Consider the following 16,409-nt stretch of genomic DNA (forward strand, 5'->3'; position numbering starts at 1 on the left):
AAAAAGGACAGCTTTTTCTTATTGGTAAATCGATAAAAACATCAGCAAGGCGCCTAACATCACGAATAGATGCCAAACTACATGCATAAAGCGACGATCTTTCATACTATAAAAGATCGAACCTACAGAGTAAGCAATCCCGCCGAACAATAATAAAAGTAAACTTTTTAGACCGACATTTTTGTAAAGTACAGGCAACGCGATCGCTACGCCCCAACCCATGACATTATAAAGGATCGTTGAAACTTTAGAGACTGACGTTTGTTTCATTAAAGTCAAACATTTATAGATAATTCCGGCAATAGCCGATAGCCAGATAACTGATAGTAAAACAATGCCGATCACACCTTGGATATACAACAAACAATATGGCGTATAGGTTCCCGCGATTAAAAGATAAATCGAACAATGATCGAAAACTTGGAACACTTTATTGGCTTTGGTGAAAATCAAACTATGGTAAAGCGTTGACGCTAGAAAAAGCATCAGCAAGGACACACCATAAATGACAAATGAAATATAATGCAACGGACTATCTGCTTTTTGTAGTAACAGAACAATACCCGCAATGCTCAACAGCGCACCCACACCATGTGTGACCGCATTCAACACTTCATTCGTGATCAAATACTTTCGACTAAATTGTGCTTCCATTCGTTTATCACCTCATGTTACTTTCTAAAGATAATATATCACGATTAATAAAATAATGCAATCTAGTTACCAAAACTAGATATTCGAAAATTAGCCCAAAACGATTCCTTGATCCACCAAACGATAACCAAAGACTAGTTCCTCTTCGAAATAAATTTCTGCATCCTTGGCTTCATTCAACAAATTAATGAATAAATTAAGACGCAAACGCTCAGATGGGTTTTTTTGTAATATAATTTTATCAGCCGTCCTTTTGACTGCCAAATGATTTGTTTCTTGCTCCCCTTCGTTTATAAAAACAAATTGATAAGAAGACAATTGTGTTAATTCGCCGGCTGAATCCACTTGGATCGCCGTCAATAAATCTTTTGCTTTCATCTTTTCGACCTCATTTACTTATTGATATGAACAGTTTAATTCATTTACCTTAAGTATAACAAAAAGCAAATGATGAATTGGAAATCAATGCTTCCAACACCATCATTTGCTTGTTAATTACGATCTAAACTTTTGGCAATCACATTACCTAATGACTGAACGACTTGGACCAAAATAATCAATAAGATAATCGTAGTATACATGATCGTCGGTTCATTTCTTAAAAAGCCGTATTGATAGGCGATGCTACCTAACCCACCTGCGCCGACCAAACCAGCCATCGCTGTTGCACCGATCAATCCGATCATTGCAATCGTCAAACCACGAATGATCCCGCCGCGTGCCTCGCGTAATAAAACACTACGAATGATATGGAAATGATTGATCCCCATTGCTTGATAAGCTTCGATCACACCACCGTCTACTTCTAATAAAGAGGTTTCGACTAGCCGGGCCAAATAAGGTGCCGTATAAATGATCAATGGCAATAAAACTCCTTGGACCCCGATCGTCGTCCCCATAATAAATTTCGTCAGAGGCAAAATCAAAAATAGTAAAATAATAAACGGCAGCGAACGTAAGACATTAATGACGCTATTTAACACCGTATATAATGGAAAGTTACTATTTAATCCTCCTGGGCGTGTGATCACTAGCAACACACCTAACGGAATCCCAATCACGATCGATAGTGTGAGTGCGATACAGACCATCACTAATGTCTGACCTAAGCCTTCAATGATGACACTGCCCCATTGACTCCAAAAAGCATTCATTTTATGCCCTCCTCTTTTCATGTCTTCAACTTTTTATAAAGCAACCAATCAAATTTCTTCTATAATAATACCTTGTGATTTGATATATTCTTTTGCCGCAAAAAAATCTTCTGTGCTCCCGCCAGAAAATTGCACTAATAATTTTCCATGTCGCTGCTCTTTTAAATAGCCAATTGTACCACTTAAAATATTTGGGCTTAATGGAAATTCTTTTGCGACTTTTGATAAGACCGGTTCGGTAGCTTCGTCGCCAATAAATTGCAGTTGCACCAAGCGCCCTGTATCTCGATAACTTGATAATACCTCTTCCGGAACACCATAACTATCATTCGCACCAATAAACCGTTTGGTCGTTGCTTCTTTAGGCTGCGTAAATAAATCAATTACCGGCCCAGCTTCAACAATCTGACCCTCTTCCATCACCGCCACTCGATCACAAATTCGCTGAACGACCTCGATTTCATGGGTGATTAAGAAGATCGTAATTCCCAATTCTTGATTGATTTTCGTTAACAATGTCAAAATCGATTCCGTTGTTTCAGGGTCCAAGGCACTTGTGGCTTCATCTGATAACAAAATTTCCGGCTCATGCGCTAAAGCTCGAGCGATGGCAACCCGCTGACGTTGACCACCAGAAAGTTGCGCCGGATAATTATCTTTACGATCGGTTAAGCCAACCAATGCTAAGTATTTAGCCACACGCTCTTTGATTACCTCTTTAGAAACACCTTCTAATTTTAACGGTTTGGCAATATTTTCATACACCGTCGCTGTTGAAAGTAAGTTATAACCTTGAAAAATCATCCCGATTTTCCTTCGAGTTAACAATAATTCTTTTTTGTTAAGTTCTTTTAAATTTTGACCATTGATCAAGATATCACCCGTAGTAGGTGGCTCTAAATAGTTGATCATCCGAATCAATGTCGATTTTCCTGCGCCTGAATATCCTACAACACCGAAGATCTCGCCTTTTTCAATTTTTAAATCAACCTCTTTCACTGCTTCAATCCGCCGCTTTTTTTGTTGATACACTTTTGAAACTTTTTTCAATTCGATCATTCGGCTCACCTCTTCTATTTTACAATTACATTTTTTACTGCCAACTCTCTTACTCAAGTAATAAGTAACAGGGCTGGCAGCTCACGATGATTTCTTAAAAGGCTGGGACAACAGAACCTTTGAAGGTATCTTCAATAAACTTTTTCGTTTCATCTGATTGATAATATTTTTTGATTTCTTTGATGATCTTGTCATCTTTATTTTCCGTGCGGACAGCAAACACATTGAAATTCGGATTATTTTCTAAAGGCTCATGATAGATCGCATCGTCATTGATCGTTAGTCCAGCACCAAATGCAAAATTTGTATTGATTACTGCTGCAGATAATTCACTTAATTGCGATGGAATTTGTGACGCTTCTAATTCAACGATTTCAATCTTTTTAGGATTTTCACCCACATCATTTTTAGTTGCTTTAACTTCAACACCAGCTTTTAATTTCAATACGCCCGCTTTTTCCAATAACTTTAATGCACGATATTCATTTGTAGGATCATTTGGCACCCCAATTTTATCTCCGTTTTGAAGTTTACTTAAATTATCAATTGATTTAGAGTAAACCCCTAATGGAAAAGCGACTGTTTTAAAAGCCGACTCGAGTTTGTACTCTTTATCATCCACTTGCTGTTCTAGAAAAGACAACGTTTGATAACTGTTTCCGTCTAAGTCGCCATCATTCAATGCCGTGTTCGGTGTATTGTAATCATCAAAAGCTTTTATTTTAATTTCGATTCCATCTTTTTTTGCTTGTTTAGCAACTTCTTCCATAATTTGTTGGTGTGGTCCAGAAGTGACCCCAATCGTCACTGATTTTTCGTCTAAATGTTTGGCTTCACTTTTACTACCACATCCAGCTAATAATCCTCCAACACTCAATGCCACAACACTTAATAAAATTCCTTTACCCAATCGTTTCATTTTATTCCTCCTAATTTAACTTTTTATTTTTGATCCTAAAATTATAATGGCCGTAAAACAGTACCGATTTTTCGAATGAAAAATCAGTACCTATCAATGTGCAGATAGACAAAGAAAAAAACTCGCCCCTCTCCAACACTAAATCTGTCAGAAAAGGACGAGTTTACTCGCGTTACCACCTTCGTTTACGATAACCTCACGACTACCGTCTTTACAAGTACTAATTATACTTGAGCGTTTTTAACGAGCGCTGCCCCGTCATTGTCTACCTATCGACAATCCCGTTCAGAGACCATTTTCTAAACCATGCCACATATCCGCTCTCACCTACCCGGATTCTCTTTGATGCTTTAAGATCTATACTTTTCTCTTCATCACGTTTCTTTGTTTGCAAATTGATAAATCGTATACTACACACCTAAATTAAAATTGTCAACTCTTTTTATTACCGAAAACACATTTGACTTTAATTTAAACAAGGTCTAAACTATTTTAAATCACATTTAAGGAGTTGACCAAATGGATATTGCTACTGAAGTACGACCAGGCGCGAACCGTTACGTAAGCGGTGAAAATATTTTAAGAAATTTGCCTAGCTATCTCACTGATTTTGAAAAAATTTTTATTATTACTGGAGACACCTCCTTTGATATTTTTAAAAGTTACTACAAAAATGAACTCCCATTTCCTGTTTATCGTTACGATGGAACCGCTAGTTATGAGAATGCTTCAGCACTCGCTTCAGAAATCATTGCTGCCGATTTAATTATCGCTATCGGTGGTGGCCGTCTGATTGATACGGCCAAAATGACCGCTGAAGAATTAAATGCTGAATTATTAGTCATTCCAACTTTGATTTCTAATTGTGCTCCCTTCACACCGATTGTTGCGATCTATCACCCAGATCGAACCTTTAAATCAATTGGTTATATGAAACGAGCACCTTTCTTAACCTTAGTCGATTGGTCATTTTTGTTGAATACACCCGTCGACTATTTTATAGCCGGGATCGGCGATACATTAGCTAAGTGGTATGAAATTGAAGGTATCACTCGAACCCTCACTGAAGATAAAAAAACTGCCTATGTACGTTTAGGGATTGCCAGTGCAAAAGCGATTCAAGATTTGCTCTTAACAGATTCTATTTCAGCCATAAATGATTTGAAAAACAAGCAAATCACCCCTACTTTCAGTCGTGTGGCTGATACAATTATTGGGCTTGCCGGGGAAACAGGTGGATTTGCTGCTGCTTATGGTCGTTCTGCTGGAGCTCACGCGATTCACGATGGGCTATCTTATTTAGAAGAAACACATGACCAACTTCATGGGAAAAAAGTTGCTTATGGCATTTTAGTCCAACTTGCCCACACCAAAGATCTCGATGAACTCAAAAACTTAAGACCTTTTTATGAAGCAACCGGTTTACCCTTAAAATTACAACAATTGAATGTCTACGATCTATCCCCAGAGCACCTAGCTCCTGTTATTAAACACGCTGCTTCATCTTCAGAAACTTTTAATATGGTAGATGCTAACATTACTATTGATGATATTTATCAAGCAATTCAAATCATCGAATCATTATGAAGTTTACTTTAAATGCATTAGGGTTAACCCTAATGCGTTTTTTTGAAGTTTACTATAAAAATATGAACTTATCTATCTATAGCCATACTAGCACATAAAATAAACCGTTTTTAAAGTTTACCTTTAAGTTGAAAATACAGTTTACCTTTTAGTCTATCAATATATAAGTTTACTTTATTTATTTTAAAAGTAAACTATTTTTCATGTTTCTCTTCAAGTATTAGGTTTACCTTATTTATATTTTGAAGGTTTACTGAAAAAAAGTTCATTTAGGTGAACGGTATACTTTGATTATATAGTTTACTTTTTAATCAAAGAGTTTACCTATTTTATTTCAATTCAATGATAAAGTTTACTTTTTATTTTCTATATTGTTTACCTTAAATAGCAATTAGTTTACTTTTTATATGATAAGATACTATTAAATAGGCTTTTTTATAAGTAAAAAGTATACCTTAATTTTTCAATAGTAAACTTTATTTTATTTTTTCAGTTTACTTATTCACTATATTAAGTTTACTTTTTTATACAAGGTAAACCTCATATAGATTATTTTCAAGTAAACTTTATATATCTAACAATAAAGTTTACTTTATTGGTTTATTTAAGTATACTTTATTTAAAGGCATAGTGGTAAACTTTATTTGAACTTTTTATAGTAAACTTTATTGCATTATTATTATCTTTGTAGTAAACTTTATTTGAGTAATTATGATTGGAGAATTTTTATGCCAAAACAAGCTGAAACATATGTAGTCGGAAATTTTAAAGGTGGGGTAGGTAAGTCAACCACCGTTCAAATGTTATCTTTTGAAAGTGCATTTAGAAAAAAACGTAAAACGTTAGTAATCGATTTAGACCCTCAAGGAAATACTAGTGATGTACTATCTATCACAGCCGAAAATTTTGGGAATGAAAATTTACCCGATGAATTCGATGCGACTATTTGGGAAGCTGTTAGAACAGGGGACATAACTTCTTCTATTTATAACATCATGCCTGATCTTGATTTGATTCCTGCAAATATTTCATTTTCTGATTTTCCTGATTATATGATTGAAAAGTATCCTGGTGATAAACTTTCTCAATTTAGATATATGGAAAAATTGATTCAGCCGTTGAAAGATATTTATGATGTCATCTATATTGATGTCCCACCGACGATTAGTACCTATTCAAATGCAGCAATGTATGTTGCAGAATACGTCATAGTGATTTTACAAACACAAGTAAAATCTCTAAAAGGGGCTCAAAATTACATTGATTACATGAATTTCTTTATTGAACAATACGATACTGATCTAGAGGTAGTAGGAATTGTTCCATTTATGATGCAAAAACGTGATTCTGTGGATCAAGAAATTTATACTGCTGCAAAAGATATTTATGGTGCTCATTTATTGGATACTGTTGTGTTGAACCAAAGTCGTTTAAAACGTTACGATGGCTCTGGTATTACCTATGATATTAATAAAAATGGCAAAGTAGAACAGTGGGATAAACGTGCACATGAAGTTTTTGTCAATATTTTAGATGAAATTGATGAACACCGTCGTATATTGAGCGGTGAAGAGTAGGGGAGACGTTAAATGGCGAAAAAAATGAAACTGGATTCGCTTTTAACTGCGAAAAAAAAGAATAAAGGCATTGAAAAAATGTCTGAGTACTCAAATCAAGACAAAAAAGAAGACAAAAAACCCACTTCAAAAGATCTTTTAGCTAACAGATCACTTAGTCTTGAGGATGATTTCCGTCGTGCTTCTGTTCATGAAGAAACAGATCGATTGAATGAACGTTCTCCGCACTTACGTGAAAATACTTCTGTTCGAAAAGAACCAGAAACGGGGAAACGAGGCCGTAAACGTCAATATTATGACCCACGTTTGAAAGCTTTAGAAATGCAAAAAATCTCTGCTCGGACAAAAATTCGTATGCAAAATCTGATCAATGCTAAATTTGACGGTTATACGCCAGATAAAATGATTGATTTTCTTTATGATTATTATATCGAAAAAGGATTGTCAAAAGATGATCGTAATTTTTTAGATCAATTAGAAGAAGCATCGATGCAAGAGTATAAAGAAAAGCCTAAATATCAAAAATTATTCAAAGAATTAGAAAACGATGAGAAATGATCGCAAAAAAAGTAAACCTTATTAACAGGTTATTCCTGCAATAAGGTTTACTTTTTTTAGATTCTATCATTCTTATCGGTATACTTTATATTGTCTTAATCCAATTTTAAGGTTTACTTTTATAATAGAAAACGATTTACACTTTTATTTGTGGATAACTTATCTAAAACTTGTGTGCCTTAGTTTTTATTTAACTTCGATTTTTCCACAACTCGTCTTATTCCTATATTATAGTTTACTTTAAAAACTTTTATTAGTTTAATTTAGGTAAACTTAAACTTATTTTTGCTTGTATTAAAGTAAACCGAAATAAGTTTTACAAACATTTTAAAAGTTTACTCTAAAAAAAGATGTATAGGAATCGCTTTACATTAGGCTTCCAATCCATTATTCTAAACGTGTAGAAAAAAACGAAAAAAAAAGAGTTTAAAGATTTGGCGATCTCTAAACTCAAAGGTTTGAGCTAATTTTGGCGAATTAGCATATCACATACAAATAATTCTAAAGGGTTAGAAAAATTGGTGTTTGCCTAACCTTTATTAAGTATAGCATATTTAAGGTGCTTTCTCAATATATCTGTGATAGAACTCAAACCTTTTTAAAAACTTTCGTTATTCACAAGTATGAAAGAATCTAAGGAGGTTTTTTTGTGATGTCCACAACATTGACGAATATTATGACGGCAACAAACTTGCCTAACGGTAACTATATTCCCGTTGATCTAAATCTTATTAACAACCCTATCTATGAATCTCTTTCAATTGAAGCCATGATGCTTCATGCTTTATATACCATGCGTATGTCTTGTAGTATTTATAATTCCCAAAAAGATGGTAGTTGGTTAAACGAGGACGGGCATCCTTATATTTATTTTTCCAACGAAGAGGCGGCTTCTTTGCTGCGTGTTTCGGAAAGAAAAGTGACAAATCTTAAAAGTTCTTTAGCTGAGCTTGGCCTAATCCAAGTAATGCGACATGGCTTAAAAAATTATCGAATCTATGTTGCTAATCCTCAAGCACCATCTGAAGGAACAACTATTCCACTAGTTTTTAAAAATTTTATGACAACACGGACAATTAAAACTGTGGATAATCCTGTGACAGAAAAACCAAAGTTATCCCCTGTGGATAGGGTAGCAGAATCTGCGTCTACGTCTGCGCAAAATTTGCTTACAAGTACACAAAAACAATTAGCAAAAAATATAACAAATACAACAAATGTAACTCGCGTGACCACGAATTCTGCAGCCCCCTCTCAAGATAGTGTTTTGATAGAGGCGTTAGCTGCTCGTTATACTCATTTATTACCTCAGCAAGTTTTTCAACGTTTATTGCCTTTTTGTGATAATAGTTATGAGAAGTCGCGGTGGTTTATCGATACCATCTTCAAAGCCAAATATTCTAGTAATCAACAATTAATCGAAGCTGGTTTGCCTGCTGAATCAGAAGTATTGACTTTTGAAGACAATAGCTATTTCAGTGCCGGAATTTCAGATGCAGTTGCTAAAGCCTTAGAACAAATGTATCGATATAAGAATGTGAAAAATCCAGAAGCATTCTTTTTTACCTTTATGCGCGGCTTCTTCACAGAAAAGACTCGTCAGTATCTAGTCGATCATTATGAAATGACGAGAGAATTAGAACAAACGCTTTCAAGACTTCAACAAAATATCATGAAGCAAAAAGAAAAGCAAAAACAATATAAAACACAAAAAGTCGTAAAAAAAGCCTCCTAAGACGCACAACCTTTGTTATAATGTAGCGGAGTCTAACAAGAAGAAAGGTTAATTTTATGAATAAGTTTAAACTAGCGTTTTTTGGCTACAGCGGTCTGTTAGGATTAGCTATTGGAGTGATTGTAGCCTTATTTATGGGTGTTTCAGAATTGGGACATCAGTTGCTGTGGCAAATATTGCCACAAGCTCTTGGAAATCCGCGACTCTATCCATTAATTATCTGTCCAATTGGTGGAATTCTTATTGGATTTTTTGTTCGAGCCTTTGGAGGATATCCTCGTACACTGCAAGAATCTCTGACTGAATATCAGGAAACAAAACGGATTGATTATCATGAAGGACAAATCGTTCGTAACCTTTTAGGTGGTTTTATTGTATTACTTTTTGGAGCTAGCTTAGGCCCGGAAGCAGCATTAGTAGCAATGATCGGTGGATTAATTACTTATGTAGCGGATAAACGAAAAATTTCTGAAAGTCAGCGGGCTGATTTAACAGAATTTGGAATCGGGACATCGTTAGGCGTCATTTTTATGACCCCCTTATTCGGAGTTGGCCGTTCGGCTGAAAAAGAAGATTGGCGAGTCGTAACGGAAAGCAAGTTGAAGAAATATGTATTATATATTTTTGCGACCTTTACAGGATTTATCGGTTATCTAGTAACCTATAATTTATTTCCAGATCAAGAACAAGTTTTTGCGATTCGTCGAATGGCAATTAATTTTACTTGGCAAGGCGTACTGTTATGTGTTCCAATGATTATTTTAGGTGCTCTTTTTGGGAAATTTTTCTTATTTCTACGAAAAAAGAGTGAACAATTGAATCAGCGGATACGTAATCCACTACCGTTGGCAATTTTTGCCGGCATCTTATTAGGTATTCTTGGTGTGATTTCTCCTTATTTTCTTTTTTCGGGGGAGCATACGTTACTATCATTTACTCGCCAAGCGGAGACTATGAATTTTTTCATCTTACTTTTGATCGGTTTAGGAAAAGTAGTGATCACGATGATTTGTTTAGCTTGTAATTGGCGAGGCGGAACAATTTTTCCAATGATTTTTTCAAGTATTGCCATTGCTCTAGCATTTGCAAATATATTGCCTTACTCACCAGGGGTAGTAGCAGCAGTCTTTACTGCAGCTACTTGTGCGGTGATTTTAAAGCAGCCTTTTGCTACTGCATGCTTGTTTTTATTAGTATTTCCAGTGGAACTTTTCTTATGGATTTGGTTGGCAGGCTACTTAGCCAATCTATTTGTGCAACGGGTACCGTTTTTCCATGAAGCACAAACCATTCAAACCTTTAAACTTCCGCAATTACCGAAACGTTCAGCTAAAACAGAACTCAAAGAATCTAATTCTAAAGAAATGGCTGAACGAAGAAGATCAGCAGAGCGTAAAAAAGTTGAGACAACAGAAGCGCAGCCACAAGTTATTGTTGCAAAATCAGATTTGCTAGATCGTAAAAAAATTCAATCTAAAGGTGAAACGAAGCGAGTGACCGATTTTGAATCAACAGATTCGGTTAAAGAGCAACCAACTACTCGAATGAGCAGACATCGTCGTCGATAAAAAAGTACGAGAAAATTTTTCTCGTACTTTTTTATTTTTCAAGAATAGTTGACGGAAAAAATGTAGAGGTCTAATATGGAAATAATTAAATAGCAAATGTGGGGAGCTATTTTTTTGGCTGAGAGGAAGCTTGACTTCGACCCATTGACCTGATTCAGATAATGCTGACGTAGGAATAAAAACTAATTTATTGAATTGAATAATAAATTAGTTGTGATTGATTGAATCCTTTTCAAATGTGAGTGATTATCTGGATAGATAATGTCTCACATTTTTTTATTTAATGACTATCTAAAAGGAGGACGCTCATGGAAGCAAGCGTAGCCATTCAAGTATTACCAAAAACGGAAAGTAGCGAGGAATTGATTCGGGTGGTCGATGAAGTCATTGCTTACATTCAATCAACTGGATATACCTATCAAGTTGGTGCTTTTGAAACGAGTATTGAAGGTGATTATGAAGGATTAATGGAAATTGTCAAAAATTGTCAATTGATTGCAATCAAAGCGGGGGCACCACAAGTTTCAGCATATATCAAAATTGTGTATCAATCAGAAGGTGACGTTCTAACAATCGAAAAGAAAACTAAGAAACACCAATAGTGAAAGTAAAGTAGGGATAAAAAGCAGTTAAAGTTGTAAAGATTATTGCTATAATATTTTTTGAAAACGTTTGACCAAATTTAATTCCACTGCTAGTCTAGAGACACAAAAGTGTTTTAAGAGGAGGCAATGTGGAAAGATGTTGAATGAAGAGAAGATTCAATCTTATTTAGAAAAAGAAAAAATGGATGCTTTTTTTATTGCGAAGCGAGTGAATGTTCGTTTTACTAGTGGCTGGACAGGAGATGATTCGTTTATCCTGATCACTCCGAACGAGAAATATTTTTTGACAGACCCACGTTATACCGAGCAAGCGGCACTTGAAGTACCTGACTATGAAATTATCAATTGGCGTTTGCCAGGAAAAACGGTTGGTGATACTATTGCTCGTTTAACAAGCGAAAAACAAATCAAAACAGTTGCTTTTGAAGCGGACTATCTAACGTATGACATGTATGCTGATTTTACAACTAAATCATCTGCTGAATTTATCCAAGCGGGTGGTGTGATTGATCGGATGCGTGCCATCAAATCGCCTCAAGAAATCCAGTATATGCGTAATGCTTGTGAAATATCTTGTCGTGCTTTTAACCGCATACTATCAGATATTCATGTTGGGGTAACCGAGAAAGAATTGGCGGCAAAACTTTCATTATACATGGTACAAGAAGGCGCAGATACACAACCTTATGGAAATATTTTGATCTCTGGTACAAATACTTCTTTGTTACATGGCATCCCATCAAAAAAGGCGATCGAGTATGGCGATTTTGTTCTGATGGATTTTGGTTGTCAATATGAGGGGTATATGTCTGATATGACTCGCACAGTAGTCGTAGGTAAAGCTTCGGAAAAACAAAAAGAAGTCTATGAGTTAGAAAAGCAGAGTTTGGAAGCAGCTGAGGCTGTTATGAAAAATGGAGCTACAGTCAAAGATATCTATCAAGCATCATTGAAACCATTAGCCGGGACAGAATATCCGCAATATACTTATCGTAACATCGGACATAGTATTGGTTTGTTTGTTCACGAGTTGCCGTATATCGATGAACAATACGAGGATGTTTTAGAGACAAATATGGTCATGACGATCGAACCAGGCATCTATATTCCTGAATGGGGCGGTGTGAGAATTGAGGATCAAGTTTTGATTACTGAGAGTGGCTATGAAAATATGATCAGTATTCCACATGATTTGATTGAATTGTAAGCCGCGCTTAAGCTATACTATTAACGACGACAGCAAAAGCTGTCGTCGTTTTTTTACAGAGGAGGGAAGCGGATGAAGGAGCAGGAATGCTTTGATTTAGTTTATGATATTGGTGAGACATTATTAAAAAATGGGGCCGAAATCAAACGAATCGAAACAACGATTCGTCATATCGCTGCCGCATTAGAGTTAAAAGAATTTGACAGCTTTGTGTTGATCAATGGTATTTTTATGACCGCACGCTTAGAAGATAAAACTGTTCAGGCACGAGTAAGGGATATTCCGATATCACCAATTAACTTGGGGAGAATCGAACAAATCAATACGTTATCCCGTCGACTAACAGAAAAACGTTTGAGTCCGGAAGACGCGCATCTTTGGTTGCAACAAATTAAACAAGAGTCATTTGCTTCTACACCATTGAAAATTTTCGCTTATGCTTTTGGTAGTGCTAGCTTTTGTTTTATCTTTGGAGGTAGTTTTTGGGATGCCATCGGAGCTCTTTTTTTAGGTGTATTGTTAGCACTATTTTCTATGCGCTTATTACCGAAATTCAACTTATCCGATATTATTTCGACAATAGCTTGTAGTGGATTCGTTAGCATTCTTGCTTGTCTATTTGTTCATTTTTTTCCAGTTCTTCAATTGACTAGTTTGGTTACCGGTGGGATCATTTCTTTGTTACCAGGAGTTGCTATCGTCAATGGTATCCGCTATTTATTTGATGGCGACTATAGTTCTGGTTGGGGGCAAATCGTGAATGCTTTGATCACAGCTCTGTGTGTTTCAGTTGGTGTGGGGTTGGTATTACAAGTCTTTGATATGTTGTACTAAAGTGTTGAAAAATAAAGGTATTATTGATTCGTCAAAGAGGAGGAGAAGCGATTGGTCAATTTAGTCTTGCAAGTCATAGCCGGTTTTTTAGGAACGATTTCCTTTGCCATTTTATTTGAGGTCCCACGACGTTATTATATTTATTGTGGTGTGATCGGAGCCTGTGGCTGGTTTATTTATTTATTGATTATGCACTTTTTAGTTGCCCCAGTCATGGCAACATTCATAGCTTCTTTGGTCTTGATCTATCTTTCAAGAGAAGCATCCTTTGCCTTAAAAGCTCCGGTCACGATTTTTTTGATTTGTGGTATTTTTTGTTTAGTACCTGGGATGGGTATTTACAATTTTACGTATAGTTTTTTTATAGGCAATTCAATCGAAGCAGCGCAAATTGGTGTTCAAGTGTTAAAAATTGCGATCGCTATTGCAGTAGGGATCACAATTGGGTATGAATTATCGCCTAAATTTTTTTATTCATATCATAAAATGCAAAAAAACAAAATAGTGGAAGAAAACTAGTATTGTTATATAACAATACTAGTTTTTTTATTATTACATTTATTGTTATTGAATGATAAAAAAAGAGAGGAACTTTTAATACAAAAAAGGATGAGTATACTTTTTTGTAAAACAATATTTAAAGTAAGAGGATAAAGTAAGGTACTGTTAGTGCTTAGAAATAATTTTAAGAATTGTTTAATTGTTCAGAAAAGTATAGTAGAATGATTAAAGCGGATTCATTTTGTTTCATGATCATAAAATCAGTAAAGGTTAAACTAAATATTTGGCTTTATAGTTATTTTTAAATTATTTTTAAAAAAAGCGAGTCAATATTTTTTTTAGTATGAACTGTTACAGGTCAGCTGGATTCGTTTAAATAAATTAAAAGCAGTAACTTAAAAGTGAGCTGTTTTTAAATAGCAATATACCACTATCATTATTGAAGGAGTGAAAGATTTTGAAAGAAGAACGCGTTGAAAGAGTCATCAAAAAAATGAAAGACCAAGGGTATGGCCAATTGTTAGTTTCAGATCCAACGACTATTTTTTACTTAACGGGACGCTGGATTCATCCAGGTGAACGGCTACTTGTATTAGTAATTACCCCAGAAAATAAAAATACGTTGATCGTAAACAAGTTATTTCCGATTGAAGAAGATTTGGGCGTTGAAAAAGTCTTTATCGATGATACAGATGATGCTGTCAAAAAAGTATTAGAGTATGTAGATACGGATCAAAAGATCGGGATCGATAAGAACTGGCCTGCGCACTTTTTATTGAGATTATTAGAAATTGCATCGAATGCACAATTAGGCAATGGTTCAGAAGTTACAGATGCTGTTCGAGCAGTCAAAGATGCTGACGAACTTGATTTGATGCGTGAAGCTTCGAGAGATAATGATATTGCTGTGGGGCGCCTAAAGGATTTATTGCCAGAAGAATTGACAGAGCTTGAGATGCGTGACAAATTAGCGGAAATCTATGCTGATTTAGGAAACAGTGGTTTTTCTTTTGATCCAATTGTTGGTTATGGAGCTAATGCTGCAGATCCACATCACGAAACAGATGACTCTAAAGTGAAACCAGGGGATTCAATCATTTTAGATATTGGGGGTATCAAAAATTCCTATGCTTCTGATATGACACGGACGGTCTTTTATAAAGAAGTATCCGACAAAGCCCGTGAAATCTACGAGATTGTTTTAGAAGCTAATCGTCGTGCCATTGAAATGGTTAAACCGGGAGTAAAATTTTCTGATTTAGATGCAGCTGCTCGGGATTACATCACAGAGCAAGGTTATGGTGAATATTTCACGCACCGTTTAGGTCATTTTATTGGAATCGATTGTCATGAAGCAGGGGATGTTTCGGCGGCTAATCATAGCGTAGCAGAACCAGGAATGGTCTTTTCGATTGAACCGGGCATCTACGTTCCGGGCGAAGTCGGTGTGCGTATCGAAGATTTGATTATCTGTACAGAAGATGGCTATGAGAACTTGAACCACTATCCTAAAGATTTAGAAGTTGTCGGTTAGGAGGGCAAAAAGTATGAAAATCGAAGAAGGATATATGCCTTATTTAGGTCATAAAACTTATTATCGAATCGTTGGAGAACAAACCGGTAATAAAAAACCCTTGGTTCTCATGCATGGTGGTCCAGGTTCTACCCACAATTATTTTGAAGTTCTTGATGAGTTGGCAGGCGATGGACGCCAACTCATCATGTATGATCAATTAGGTTGTGGAAAATCGGCGGTACCATCACAGCCGGAACTTTGGACAGCTGAGACATGGGTCAATGAATTGATCGCTTTGCGGGAGCATCTTGAACTTGATGAAGTTCATTTGCTCGGACAATCATGGGGCGGTATGTTGGAAATTATTTATGTTTGTGATTATGCCCCCAAAGGAATAAAAAGTATGGTGCTTTCAAGTACTCTTTCTTCTGCTAAACTTTGGGCACAAGAGCAACATCGAATGATCAAATTTATGTCTGAAGAGGATCAAGCGGCGATCGCTAAAGCAGAACAAACGAATAATTATAGTGATCCAGCTTATTTGGCCGCTAACGATCGTTATATGGTTCGTCATGCTGCCCCAGTATTTACCAAAAATGATCCAGAGCCATTGTGGCGTAAAAAAGTAGCTGGAACAGAAAGTTATCTTACTGCTTGGGGTCCTAATGAATATTCTCCAGAGGGCACACTGCAAGGGTATGATTATACGGAAAAGCTGAGTGGAATCACTGTGCCAACACTTGTTACAAGTGGTACAAATGATTTATCTACACCTTTAGTAGCTAAAACAATGTATGATGCGATTCCAGGGGCGAAATGGGAATTGTTTGCCAATAGCAGACATATGCCATTTGTGGAAGAGCGTGAAAAATACATGCTGTTACTGGAAAATTGGCTGTCAGCCAACGACTAAAATTTTTTAATGAAAGAGGGAA

16 protein-coding genes, 1 riboswitch and 1 other annotated feature are annotated in these 16,409 nt (G+C 35.9%); of the genes, 11 read left to right on the forward strand and 5 right to left on the reverse strand.

Features of this window, described 5'->3' with window-relative positions; all coding sequences use genetic code 11:
• Positions 1–18 precede the first annotated feature (18 nt).
• The 5 genes from trhA to ACKTSC_RS10215 form a co-directional block, all read right to left on the reverse strand.
• The gene (gene trhA, locus ACKTSC_RS10195; RefSeq protein WP_407857529.1) at positions 19–654 is read right to left on the reverse strand and encodes a PAQR family membrane homeostasis protein TrhA; all 636 of its coding nucleotides are present in this window, start codon (positions 652–654) and stop codon (positions 19–21) included.
• A 90-nt stretch (positions 655–744) separates the two neighbouring features.
• The gene (locus ACKTSC_RS10200; RefSeq protein WP_407857530.1) at positions 745–1,032 is read right to left on the reverse strand and encodes a hypothetical protein; all 288 of its coding nucleotides are present in this window, start codon (positions 1,030–1,032) and stop codon (positions 745–747) included.
• A gap of 113 nt (positions 1,033–1,145) precedes the next feature.
• Positions 1,146–1,808: a methionine ABC transporter permease gene (locus tag ACKTSC_RS10205; protein WP_332654294.1), complete on the reverse strand. Its 663-nt coding sequence runs from the start codon at positions 1,806–1,808 to the stop codon at positions 1,146–1,148.
• A gap of 48 nt (positions 1,809–1,856) precedes the next feature.
• On the reverse strand, positions 1,857–2,867 hold the full coding sequence (locus ACKTSC_RS10210) for a methionine ABC transporter ATP-binding protein (RefSeq protein WP_332654293.1): 1,011 nt from the start codon (positions 2,865–2,867) through the stop codon (positions 1,857–1,859).
• 94 nt (positions 2,868–2,961) lie between these two features.
• Positions 2,962–3,786: a MetQ/NlpA family ABC transporter substrate-binding protein gene (locus ACKTSC_RS10215; protein ID WP_407855344.1), complete on the reverse strand. Its 825-nt coding sequence runs from the start codon at positions 3,784–3,786 to the stop codon at positions 2,962–2,964.
• Between the two features lie 150 nt (positions 3,787–3,936).
• Positions 3,937–4,170, reverse strand: a binding site (T-box leader).
• 135 nt (positions 4,171–4,305) lie between these two features.
• Between ACKTSC_RS10215 and ACKTSC_RS10220 the strand changes: the two genes are divergently transcribed.
• The 11 genes from ACKTSC_RS10220 (at position 4,306) to pepI (ending at position 16,387) form a co-directional block, all read left to right on the forward strand.
• Positions 4,306–5,373, forward strand: coding sequence for an iron-containing alcohol dehydrogenase family protein (locus ACKTSC_RS10220; protein ID WP_407857531.1), 1,068 nt, complete (start codon positions 4,306–4,308; stop codon positions 5,371–5,373).
• Between the two features lie 728 nt (positions 5,374–6,101).
• Entirely contained in the window at positions 6,102–6,950 is an 849-nt protein-coding gene (locus tag ACKTSC_RS10225) for a ParA family protein (protein WP_332581579.1), read from the forward strand.
• A 12-nt stretch (positions 6,951–6,962) separates the two neighbouring features.
• A complete protein-coding gene (locus ACKTSC_RS10230; protein WP_332581578.1) occupies positions 6,963–7,508 on the forward strand; it encodes a hypothetical protein in 546 nt (181 codons plus the stop codon).
• A gap of 652 nt (positions 7,509–8,160) precedes the next feature.
• Positions 8,161–9,243 carry a replication initiator protein A gene (locus tag ACKTSC_RS10235; protein WP_407857532.1) on the forward strand — a complete coding sequence of 361 codons (1,083 nt, stop codon included), beginning with the start codon at positions 8,161–8,163 and terminating at the stop codon, positions 9,241–9,243.
• A 56-nt stretch (positions 9,244–9,299) separates the two neighbouring features.
• A complete protein-coding gene (locus ACKTSC_RS10240) occupies positions 9,300–10,811 on the forward strand; it encodes a chloride channel protein (protein ID WP_332581577.1) in 1,512 nt (503 codons plus the stop codon).
• Positions 10,812–10,900: 89 nt separating this feature from the next.
• A riboswitch (TPP riboswitch) is annotated at positions 10,901–11,004 on the forward strand.
• 115 nt (positions 11,005–11,119) lie between these two features.
• A complete protein-coding gene (locus ACKTSC_RS10245) occupies positions 11,120–11,413 on the forward strand; it encodes a thiamine-binding protein (RefSeq protein ID WP_407857533.1) in 294 nt (97 codons plus the stop codon).
• A 139-nt stretch (positions 11,414–11,552) separates the two neighbouring features.
• Positions 11,553–12,623, forward strand: a complete 1,071-nt coding sequence (locus tag ACKTSC_RS10250) for a M24 family metallopeptidase (RefSeq protein ID WP_407857534.1) — start codon at positions 11,553–11,555, stop codon at positions 12,621–12,623.
• A 72-nt stretch (positions 12,624–12,695) separates the two neighbouring features.
• Positions 12,696–13,457 (forward strand): threonine/serine exporter family protein, encoded by a 762-nt coding sequence (locus tag ACKTSC_RS10255; RefSeq protein WP_407855350.1) that lies wholly within the window; start codon positions 12,696–12,698, stop codon positions 13,455–13,457.
• Positions 13,458–13,508: 51 nt separating this feature from the next.
• Positions 13,509–13,976, forward strand: coding sequence for a threonine/serine exporter family protein (locus ACKTSC_RS10260; protein ID WP_407857535.1), 468 nt, complete (start codon positions 13,509–13,511; stop codon positions 13,974–13,976).
• 439 nt (positions 13,977–14,415) lie between these two features.
• Positions 14,416–15,492 carry a M24 family metallopeptidase gene (locus tag ACKTSC_RS10265; RefSeq protein ID WP_332581707.1) on the forward strand — a complete coding sequence of 359 codons (1,077 nt, stop codon included), beginning with the start codon at positions 14,416–14,418 and terminating at the stop codon, positions 15,490–15,492.
• Positions 15,493–15,505: 13 nt separating this feature from the next.
• The gene (gene pepI / locus ACKTSC_RS10270) at positions 15,506–16,387 is read left to right on the forward strand and encodes a proline iminopeptidase (protein WP_407855352.1); all 882 of its coding nucleotides are present in this window, start codon (positions 15,506–15,508) and stop codon (positions 16,385–16,387) included.
• Positions 16,388–16,409: the final 22 nt, after the last annotated feature.

Origin of the sequence: Enterococcus hailinensis (assembly GCF_045862035.1) — a bacterium.
In the GTDB taxonomy this organism is placed as follows: domain Bacteria; phylum Bacillota; class Bacilli; order Lactobacillales; family Enterococcaceae; genus Enterococcus_A; species Enterococcus_A hailinensis.

Excerpts from the sequence above, each read along its gene's own strand:
- trhA (WP_407857529.1), bottom strand. The coding sequence starts at position 654 with ATGGAAGCACAATTTAGTCGAAAGTATTTGATCACGAATGAAGTGTTG.
- ACKTSC_RS10210 (WP_332654293.1), bottom strand. The coding sequence starts at position 2,867 with ATGATCGAATTGAAAAAAGTTTCAAAAGTGTATCAACAAAAAAAGCGG.
- ACKTSC_RS10240 (WP_332581577.1), top strand. The coding sequence starts at position 9,300 with ATGAATAAGTTTAAACTAGCGTTTTTTGGCTACAGCGGTCTGTTAGGA.
- ACKTSC_RS10245 (WP_407857533.1), top strand. The coding sequence starts at position 11,120 with ATGGAAGCAAGCGTAGCCATTCAAGTATTACCAAAAACGGAAAGTAGC.
- ACKTSC_RS10225 (WP_332581579.1), top strand. The coding sequence starts at position 6,102 with ATGCCAAAACAAGCTGAAACATATGTAGTCGGAAATTTTAAAGGTGGG.
- ACKTSC_RS10215 (WP_407855344.1), bottom strand. The coding sequence starts at position 3,786 with ATGAAACGATTGGGTAAAGGAATTTTATTAAGTGTTGTGGCATTGAGT.
- ACKTSC_RS10220 (WP_407857531.1), top strand. The coding sequence starts at position 4,306 with ATGGATATTGCTACTGAAGTACGACCAGGCGCGAACCGTTACGTAAGC.
- ACKTSC_RS10230 (WP_332581578.1), top strand. The coding sequence starts at position 6,963 with ATGGCGAAAAAAATGAAACTGGATTCGCTTTTAACTGCGAAAAAAAAG.
- pepI (WP_407855352.1), top strand. The coding sequence starts at position 15,506 with ATGAAAATCGAAGAAGGATATATGCCTTATTTAGGTCATAAAACTTAT.
- ACKTSC_RS10250 (WP_407857534.1), top strand. The coding sequence starts at position 11,553 with ATGTTGAATGAAGAGAAGATTCAATCTTATTTAGAAAAAGAAAAAATG.
- ACKTSC_RS10255 (WP_407855350.1), top strand. The coding sequence starts at position 12,696 with ATGAAGGAGCAGGAATGCTTTGATTTAGTTTATGATATTGGTGAGACA.
- ACKTSC_RS10205 (WP_332654294.1), bottom strand. The coding sequence starts at position 1,808 with ATGAATGCTTTTTGGAGTCAATGGGGCAGTGTCATCATTGAAGGCTTA.
- ACKTSC_RS10200 (WP_407857530.1), bottom strand. The coding sequence starts at position 1,032 with ATGAAAGCAAAAGATTTATTGACGGCGATCCAAGTGGATTCAGCCGGC.
- ACKTSC_RS10235 (WP_407857532.1), top strand. The coding sequence starts at position 8,161 with ATGTCCACAACATTGACGAATATTATGACGGCAACAAACTTGCCTAAC.